The following is an 826-nucleotide window of genomic DNA, read 5'->3' as shown; positions in this document are numbered from 1 at the left end:
GGGACTTTAAGCCCGACTACTAATACCAATTATACCAATCACCGTAATTAATTTCCCACGTCAAGCCAGTCTCGTGAACACATTTTTGTCACACGTTTTACATCGCTAATAAAATCATTCCAAGCCATTGAGCAAGCATCAACAATATCGTCATAGCCGCTAAAACATCGATTAGCTAAGTGGTGTTGGCGAAGCCAACTCCACACTTGTTCTATTGGATTTAGCTCCGGGGAATACGGGGGCAACTTTAAGATACTCACATTCCTGATACCCTCCACCAATGACGCTTGATGCCATCCTGCTCCATCCATGATCACTACAGCATGTCTACCCGTTTGGGTTTTCGCTGAGAGCTGTTCTAGGTGGAGCGTCATGATATTTTTATCAACATAAGGCGCTATCAATGCCTCTGTTTCCCCTGTAGCAGGACACACTGCCCCAAACAAATATGCATAGTCAAATTGCTGTTGCTTAACCGCCCTAGGTCGACAGCCTTTCATCGACCAAAGGCGTGTAGTGGTATTTTGCTGGCCTATTCTCGCTTCATCCTGAAACCAAAATTCCACCTTATCCAGTGCAATATGTCCGGGGAGCAACTTGATCGTTTCAATTTGCAGTTTTTTTAAAGTTTTCTTGGGCTTCTTTAGATTGCTTAGGGTGTTTCGAGCGACTTGTCGTCCAACTGATACCCAGTGATTGGAGCAAATTATAAATGGAGTTCTGATGATAATTGACCGCAAAGACCTGTTGAATATAACTTTGCAGCATTTCATCGTTTAAGCGACCTCCTTTACAGGAGTGGCTTTGTTTCTCAATGTAATACCAA

At 43.3% G+C, this 826-nt stretch carries 1 pseudogene; it reads right to left on the bottom strand.

Annotated features, from left to right (window positions below):
* Positions 1 to 47: 47 nt before the first annotated feature.
* Positions 48 to 826, bottom strand: a pseudogene (locus tag GPLA_RS21110) (IS630 family transposase); the annotation flags it as partial.

This window comes from Paraglaciecola polaris LMG 21857 (assembly GCF_000315055.1).
Lineage (GTDB): Bacteria > Pseudomonadota > Gammaproteobacteria > Enterobacterales > Alteromonadaceae > Paraglaciecola > Paraglaciecola polaris.
This window is presented reverse-complemented; position numbering and strand designations above follow the sequence as displayed.